Annotated in this window: 8 protein-coding genes and 1 pseudogene; 8 read left to right on the top strand and 1 reads right to left on the bottom strand. The window is 62.3% G+C overall.

Annotated elements, in window-relative coordinates; translation table 11 throughout:
- A pseudogene (locus tag OC610_RS16705) lies at window positions 1-269 on the bottom strand (circularly permuted type 2 ATP-grasp protein); the annotation flags it as partial.
- A gap of 614 nt (window positions 270-883) precedes the next feature.
- Here OC610_RS16705 and OC610_RS16700 point away from each other — a divergent pair.
- The 8 genes from OC610_RS16700 (at window position 884) to OC610_RS16665 (ending at window position 7,740) form a co-directional block, all read left to right on the top strand.
- Window positions 884-1,474, top strand: a complete 591-nt coding sequence (locus OC610_RS16700) for an amino acid synthesis family protein (RefSeq protein ID WP_047226613.1) — start codon at window positions 884-886, stop codon at window positions 1,472-1,474.
- A 46-nt stretch (window positions 1,475-1,520) separates the two neighbouring features.
- Entirely contained in the window at window positions 1,521-2,354 is an 834-nt protein-coding gene (locus OC610_RS16695) for an alpha/beta fold hydrolase (protein ID WP_264429142.1), read from the top strand.
- Window positions 2,351-3,832, top strand: coding sequence for an aldehyde dehydrogenase (locus OC610_RS16690; RefSeq protein ID WP_264429140.1), 1,482 nt, complete (start codon window positions 2,351-2,353; stop codon window positions 3,830-3,832). The genes OC610_RS16695 and OC610_RS16690 overlap by 4 nt, the downstream gene beginning before the upstream one ends.
- A 12-nt stretch (window positions 3,833-3,844) precedes the next feature.
- Window positions 3,845-4,330: a flavin reductase family protein gene (locus OC610_RS16685; RefSeq protein ID WP_264429138.1), complete on the top strand. Its 486-nt coding sequence runs from the start codon at window positions 3,845-3,847 to the stop codon at window positions 4,328-4,330.
- A 153-nt stretch (window positions 4,331-4,483) separates the two neighbouring features.
- Entirely contained in the window at window positions 4,484-5,959 is a 1,476-nt protein-coding gene (locus OC610_RS16680) for an NAD-dependent succinate-semialdehyde dehydrogenase (protein ID WP_264429136.1), read from the top strand.
- The gene (gene pcaC / locus OC610_RS16675; RefSeq protein WP_030142563.1) at window positions 5,956-6,360 is read left to right on the top strand and encodes a 4-carboxymuconolactone decarboxylase; all 405 of its coding nucleotides are present in this window, start codon (window positions 5,956-5,958) and stop codon (window positions 6,358-6,360) included. The genes OC610_RS16680 and pcaC overlap by 4 nt, the downstream gene beginning before the upstream one ends.
- 61 nt (window positions 6,361-6,421) lie before the next feature.
- The gene (locus OC610_RS16670; protein WP_030142564.1) at window positions 6,422-7,174 is read left to right on the top strand and encodes a GntR family transcriptional regulator; all 753 of its coding nucleotides are present in this window, start codon (window positions 6,422-6,424) and stop codon (window positions 7,172-7,174) included.
- Between the two features lie 2 nt (window positions 7,175-7,176).
- The gene (locus tag OC610_RS16665; RefSeq protein WP_264429133.1) at window positions 7,177-7,740 is read left to right on the top strand and encodes an NUDIX hydrolase; all 564 of its coding nucleotides are present in this window, start codon (window positions 7,177-7,179) and stop codon (window positions 7,738-7,740) included.
- Window positions 7,741-7,766 lie beyond the last annotated feature (26 nt).

The following is a 7,766-nucleotide window of genomic DNA, read 5'->3' as shown; positions in this document are numbered from 1 at the left end:
CGCTGGATGCAGCCCCGTTCGACGATTTGCCACTCGCTGGCCTTGATGCTGCGGGGGATGATGTCGAACGGAATCAAGCGCTCGGTGCCCTGCTCGTCCCCATAAAGCGTGAAGGTGATGCCCGCCCGATGGAACAGCAGGTCGGCTTCGCGGCGGCGTTGTTCCAGCAGCTCCAGCGGCGTGTCCGCCAGCCAGCGCGAGAAAGCTTGGTAATGCGGGCGGCAGTCACCCTTGGCGTCGTACATTTCATTGAAAAAAGCGTGGGGCATAGCCAACTCCAAGCCGTGTCGTACACGGCATTTCTTATTACGTCGTCATTCCACCAATGCAGCCTTGCCTTGTTTATGAGCCCTGGTTCTTCGAGTACCTCGTCAAGCATGGGTCTCTGATTCAGGCCTTTGCGTCCGGATGACGTGCGCCCCCCTTTTATATTGGCGTGTCGAAACTCCTTTCTGCTGGGTTGTCGTGGAGCCGTAGCAAGGGCTGTGCCTAAGTGCGGCGGATTGAGGCAATGCTGGAAAAACCGGCGCGAAACGGTGAAAAAGCGAAATTTCTTTTCGATTTTGCGACGAAAAAGGTTTTGCAGGCTGAAACGCTTATCCCAATTTCAGGCGCCGACACTGCAAACGGGTCGAATCGGTGCAGCCAGACGGAAAGTCGAAGCCGAACGCCCCGAAAAGGGGAAATTAATACTCACCCACTGTAGCTGCGAATTTCCTGTGGCGAGGGGATAAATCCCCTCGCCACAAAAGCTCCCCTATCCACCCTGGCCCCAGCCTTCCGTCGCCTCCCTTCGAACAAATTCAAAGCGGACGCTTGCACGAACAGTATTATGGTATACCATCATACGAATAGACACTTCTCACCTCCCACGGAGCAGCTCATGAGTTTCGAAATTCGCAAGATCGTCAGCTACGTCGAAGAAACCTTCATCGAAGGCGGCAAGGCCACCGATAAGCCGGTGACCATGGTCGGGCTGGCGGTGGTCATGAAGAACCCTTGGCTGGGCCGTGGTTTCGTCGAAGACCTGAAGCCGGAAATCCGCGCCAACTGCTCCGACCTCGGTGCGCTGATGGTCGAGCGCCTGGTGGGCATCATTGGCGGCGCGGAAAAAATCGAAGCCTATGGCAAGGCCGCCGTGGTGGGCGCGGACGGTGAAATCGAACACGCCTCGGCCGTGATCCATACCCTGCGCTTCGGCAACCACTACCGCGAAGCGGTCAAGGCCAAGAGCTACCTGAGCTTCACCAACAAGCGCGGCGGCCCCGGCACCTCGATCCAGATCCCGATGATGCACAAGGACGACGAAGGCCTGCGCTCGCACTACATCACCCTGGAAATGCAGATCGAAGACGCCCCGCGCGCCGACGAAATCGTCGTGGTGCTGGGTTGCGCCGACGGTGGTCGCCTGCATCCGCGCATCGGCAACCGCTACATCGACCTGGAAGAACTGGCGGCCGAAAAGGCGCAGTGATCCAGCCGAAGCAACCACAATAAAAAAAGGCATGCAGGAGCGCTCCATGATTCGGCTCACCGCTGAACTCACCCCGGCCGGCACCAGTTACCTGGCAACCGGCCAAGGCCAGCCCGTGGTCTTGATCCACGGCGTGGGCCTGAACAAAGAAATGTGGGGCGGCCAGGTCGTTGGCCTGGCCACGAACTACCGCGTCATCGCCTATGACATGCTCGGCCATGGCGCCAGCCCGCGTCCCGCCACGGGCACCGACCTGCTCGGCTACGCCGACCAGTTGCTGGAATTACTGGATCATCTGCAATTGCCCCTGGCCACGGTCATCGGTTTTTCGATGGGCGGCCTGGTGGCCCGGGCGTTCGCCTTGCATTACCCGCAGCGCCTGCAAGGCCTGGTGGTGCTCAACAGTGTGTTCAACCGCAGCGCCGAGCAGCGCGCCGGGGTCATTGCCCGCACGGCGCAAGCCGCCGAGCACGGGCCGGATGCCAATGCCGAAGCCGCCCTGTCGCGCTGGTTCAGCCGTGAATACCAGGCCGCCAACCCGGCGCAGATTGCCGCGCTGCGCCAGACCCTGGCGCAGAATGATCCCCAGGGCTACCTGACCACTTATGAGCTGTTCGCGACGCAGGACATGTACCGCGCCGACGACCTGGGCAGTATCCAGGTGCCTACCCTGATCGCCACCGGTGAACTGGACCCTGGTTCCACCCCGGAAATGGCCCGGCAACTGGCCGAGCGAATTCCCGGCGCGACAGTTGCCGTGCTTGCCGAGCAGCGGCATATGATGCCGGTAGAGTCGCCGCGCCTGGTCAACCAGTTGTTGCTGGAGTTCCTCGACACGGCCAGCACCCGACAACATCCAATAAAGGGGATCGTTGCATGACACTCACACGCTTTTCGATGTGCATCGGCGGTGAATGGGTCGATGCGCTGTCCGGCAAGACCTTCCAGAGCCTGAACCCGGCGCTCGCCCAGCCCTGGGCCGAGTTGCCCGATGCCGACGAAGCCGATGTCGATCGCGCTGTACAGGCCGCGCAGACTGCTTTCGACAGCCCGGCCTGGCGCGGGCTGACAGCCACCGCCCGCGGCAAACTGCTGCGCCGCCTCGGTGACCTGATTGCCGAAAACAAGGAACAACTGGCCCAGCTGGAAAGCCGCGACAATGGCAAGCTGATCCGTGAAACTCGCGGCCAGGTCGGTTACCTGCCGGAGTTTTTCCACTACACCGCAGGCCTGGCCGACAAGCTCGAAGGTGGCACCCTGCCCCTCGACAAGCCAGACCTGTTCGCCTACACCGTGCACGAAGCCATGGGCGTGGTCGCGGCGATCATTCCGTGGAACAGTCCGCTGTACCTCACCGCCATCAAGCTCGCCCCGGCGCTGGCGGCCGGCAACACCATCGTGATCAAGCCTTCCGAGCACGCCTCGGCGACTATCCTGGAACTGGCCCGACTCGCCCTGGAAGCCGGGATTCCACCGGGCGTGGTCAACGTGATCACCGGCTACGGCCCGAGCACCGGCGCCGCCCTCACCCGCCATCCGCTGGTGCGCAAGATCGCCTTCACCGGCGGCGCCGCCACGGCCCGCCACGTAGTACGCAGCAGCGCCGAGAACTTCGCCAAGCTGTCGCTGGAGCTGGGCGGCAAATCCCCCAACATCATCTTCGCCGACGCCGACCTCGACAGCGCCATCAACGGTGCGATTGCCGGGATCTACGCTGCCTCTGGCCAGAGCTGCGTCTCCGGCTCGCGACTGCTGGTGCAGGACGAAATCTACGACGAGTTCGTCTCGCGGCTGGTGGAACGCGCCCAGCGCATCCGCATCGGCAGCCCCCAGGAAGACGCCAGCGAAATGGGCCCCATGGCCACCGCGCAGCAACTGGCCGTGGTCGAAGGCCTGGTGGCCGACGCCATCGCCGAAGGCGCGCGCTTGCGCCTGGGTGGCAAGCGTCCAGAAAATCTGGGCGAAGGCTGGTTCTACGAACCGACCCTGTTCGAATGCGACCGCAACTCCATGAAGATCATGCAGGAAGAAGTCTTCGGCCCGGTGGCCTCGGTGATTCGTTTCAAGGACGAAGCCGAAGCCCTGGCGATCGCCAACGACTCGCAGTTCGGCCTCGCCGCCGGCATCTGGACCCGCGACCTGGGTCGCGCCCATCGCCTCGCCCGGGACGTGCGGTCCGGAATCATCTGGGTCAACACTTACCGCGCGGTGTCGGCCATGGCGCCCATCGGCGGGTTCAAGAACAGCGGCTACGGACGCGAAAGCGGCATCGATTCGGTGCTGGCCTATACCGAGCTGAAAACGGTGTGGATCAACCTTTCCCAGGCCCCTATGCCTGACCCGTTCGTGATGCGCTAGGAGTCCTGAGAAATGATCGAACCCGGCATCTACAAAGAAGTCATGAGCTCCTTCCCGTCCGGCGTCACGGTGGTGACGACGCTGGACCCGGACGGCAATATCGTTGGCATCACTGCCAGCGCCTTCAGCGCGTTGTCCATCGACCCGGCGCTGGTGCTGTTCTGCCCCAACTACGCCTCCGACACCTACCCGGTGTTGCGCGACAGCAAGCAATTCGCGATCCATTTGCTGTCCGCCGACCAGACCGCCGAAGCCTATGCCTTCGCCGGGAAAGGCAAGGACAAGGCCAAGGGGATCGATTGGCACCTGAGCGACCTGGGCAACCCGTTGCTGGGCAAAGCCACGGCGATCATCGAATGCGAACTGTGGCGCGAATACGATGGCGGTGATCACGCGATCATCGTCGGCGCAGTGAAGAACCTGATCCTGCCCGAGCAACCGATCACGCCGATGATCTATCACAAGGGCAAGCTCGGGCCGCTGCCCACACTGGCTTGACGGCTCCACCCGCCCTCCTGTGGGAGCGAGCCTGCTCGCGAAAGCTTCGTATCAGTCGACATCAATGTTGAATGTCAGACCGCATTCGCGAGCAGGCTCGCTCCCACCGGTGAAGTAGCGCAGCCAAACTTTTTTCTTTCCCCAGGATCCGGCATGAGCCCAGCAGCCTCGCAACTGTTCCGCCAGCAAGCCTATATCGACGGCCAATGGCTGGAGGCGCCCGACGGCGCCCATCAAGACATCTACAACCCGGCCAGTGGCGAAAAAATCGGCCAGGTGCCGAACCTCGGCGCCGCACACGCCCGCCAATCCATCGAAGCCGCCAACAAAGCCTGGCCAGCCTGGCGCGCACTGACCGCCAAAGAGCGCAGCCAGACCCTCAAGCGCTGGCACGGCTTGATGATCGAAAACGCCGACGCACTGGCCGAAATCCTCACCCTCGAGCAAGGCAAGCCGCTGGCGGAAGCCAAGGGCGAAATCCTCTATGCGGCGAGTTTCATCGAGTGGTTCGCCGAAGAAGCCAAGCGCCTCTACGGCGACACCATCCCCAGCCACAAAAGCGACGCACGCATTGTGGTGAGCAAGGAGCCGATCGGCGTGGTGGCGGCCATCACCCCGTGGAATTTCCCGGCGGCGATGATCACCCGCAAGGCCGGCCCGGCGTTGGCCGCCGGTTGCCCGTGCATCGTCAAGCCCGCGCCGGAGACACCATTCTCGGCGTTGGCCATGGCTGTTCTGGCGGAACAGGCCGGCATTCCAGCCGGCATCTTCAACGTCATCACCGGCGATGCGATTGCCATCGGTGGCGAGCTGACCGCCAACCCGCTGGTGCGCAAATTGTCCTTCACCGGCTCTACCGCCATTGGCAAATTGCTGATGGCGCAGTGCGCGCCAACGCTGAAAAAAGTCTCGTTGGAACTGGGCGGCAACGCGCCGTTCATTGTGTTCGACGACGCCGACCTGGAGCGAGCCGTGGAAGGCGCGCTGATCGCCAAGTTCCGCAATGCCGGGCAAACCTGCGTCTGCGTCAATCGCTTCCTGGTCCAGGCCGGTATTCACGATGCGTTTGTTGCGCGCCTGGCCGAGCGCGTGGCTCAGTTGAATGTGGGCAGCGGCTTTGAGCAAGGCGTCAACCAGGGCCCGCTGATCAACGAACGCGCCGTGGCAAAAGTCGAGGACCATGTGCAGGACGCCCTCGCCCATGGCGCCCGATTGCTCTGCGGCGGCGAACGACATGCCCTGGGCCATGGCTTCTATCAGCCCACCGTCCTGGCCGGCGTCACCGTGCAAATGAAAGTCGCCCGGGAAGAAACCTTCGGTCCGCTGGCGGCGGTCTTTCGCTTCGACACCGAGGCCGAGGCGGTGCAGATGGCCAACGACACCGAATTCGGCCTCGCCGCCTACTGCTATACCCGCGACCTGGGCCGCGCCTGGCGCATGAGCGAAGCCCTGGAATATGGCATGGTCGGCATCAACGAGGGGTTGATTTCCACCGAGGTCGCGCCGTTCGGTGGCATCAAGTCCTCCGGCCTGGGCCGCGAAGGTTCCAAGTACGGCATCGACGATTACCTTGAGCTCAAGTACACCCTGATGGGTGGCCTCGACGATTTTGGGAGCACGCCGCGATGAGCAACGAAAAATACCAACAAGGGCTGAAGATTCGCACCCAGGTATTGGGCGAGGCCTACGTCAACCGTTCCCTCGAGAACGCCGACGATTTCACCCGGCCGCTGCAGGAAATGGTCACCGAATATTGCTGGGGCCATGTCTGGGGTCGCGAGGGTTTGTCCCTCAAGGAGCGCAGCATGATCAACCTGGCGATGATCTCGGCGCTCAATCGCCCGCACGAACTCAAGCTGCATGTGCGCGGCGCCTTGCGTAACGGCCTGAGTCGTGAGCAAATACGCGAAATTCTGCTTCAGGTCGGCATTTATTGTGGCGTTCCCGCTGCCGTAGACAGTTTCCGGCTTGCCCGCGAAGCCTTCGCCGAAGCCGACGCCGAGGCCTCCAGTCAATCCTCGGCTGTCTGAACTGAACGAGCATGGATGTTTGCCCGTTTTGCATGGACAGCCACATTACAGAGCGGACCCCATGAAACGCCTGCCACTCGACGACAGCTTCAAGGTCAATCGCAACCCCGTCACCCTGCGCGAGATCGTGCTGGATAAATTGCGAAGCGCCATCATGAATTTCCAGTTGCTGCCGGGTGATCGCCTGGTCGAGCGCGACCTGTGCGATCGCCTGGGTGTGAGCCGCACGTCGGTGCGCGAAGCCCTGCGCCACCTCGAGTCCGAAGGGCTGGTCGAATTTGCCGATGCCAAGGGCCCTCGCGTGGCGATCATCACCCTGGCCGATGCCGGTGACATCTATGAGCTGCGTTGCGTGCTCGAAGGCCTGATCGTCCAGCTGTTCACCCTGCGGGCCAAGGCCAAGGACATCAAGGCGCTGGAAAAGGCCTTGGAAGAAAACCGCAAGGCCCTCAAGGACGGCGAACTACAGCAAGTGCTGGACTCGGTCCAAGGTTTCTACGACGTACTGCTCGAAGGCTCCGGCAACCATGTTGCCGCCACCCAGCTTCGCCAGTTGCAGGCGCGCATCAGCTACCTGCGGGCCACGTCGGTGTCCCAGGAAAACCGTCGCGGCAGCAGTAACCAGGAAATGGAACGCATGGTCGAGGCGATCAAGAGCGGCGATCCACTGGCGGCCCACCAGGCCTGCGTCGACCACGTGCGCGCCGCCGCCAACGTCGCGCTGGAATACCTCAAGCGCAAGCAGGAAGAAACCGGCGACATCCCGGAAATCACCGCGCCCATCGCGCTGAAAGAACCTCGCATAGGACGCTGATCATGTTCAGCCCGAGCTTTTGTCCAAAGTGCGGCGGCAATGACTTGAGTCAGCGCCTGCCAGCGGGCGATACCCATGAGCGGCTGATGTGCGGCGGCTGCGGCTACATCCATTACGTCAACCCGAAGATCATTGCCGGTTGCATCATCGAGCAGGACGGTAAATACCTGTTGTGCCAACGCGCCATCCCGCCGCGCCCCGGCACCTGGACGTTGCCGGCCGGCTTTATGGAAGGCAACGAGACCACCGAGCAGGCGGCGCTGCGCGAAGTCTGGGAAGAAACCGGCGTGCGCGCCGAAATCGTCTCGCCCTATTCGATTTTCAGCGTGCCGAAGATCAGCGAGGTGTACATCATCTTCCGCGCCATCGCGCTGGAGATCACCGGCCAATTCGGCCCGGAAACCCTCGCCTGCCAGTTCTTCGCCCCGGAAGACATTCCGTGGGACAGCATCTATTACCCGGCCATCCGGCAGATCCTCGAACGTTATATCGAGGAGCGCCAGGCCGGGGTCTATGGCATCTACATGGGCAACGACGACAGCGGCAAGATCCACTTCATCCGCTGACCCCGTAGGAGCTGGCGAAGCCTGCG

The sequence above is a fragment of the Pseudomonas agronomica genome, assembly GCF_025917275.1.
GTDB lineage: Bacteria > Pseudomonadota > Gammaproteobacteria > Pseudomonadales > Pseudomonadaceae > Aquipseudomonas > Aquipseudomonas agronomica.
This window is presented reverse-complemented; position numbering and strand designations above follow the sequence as displayed.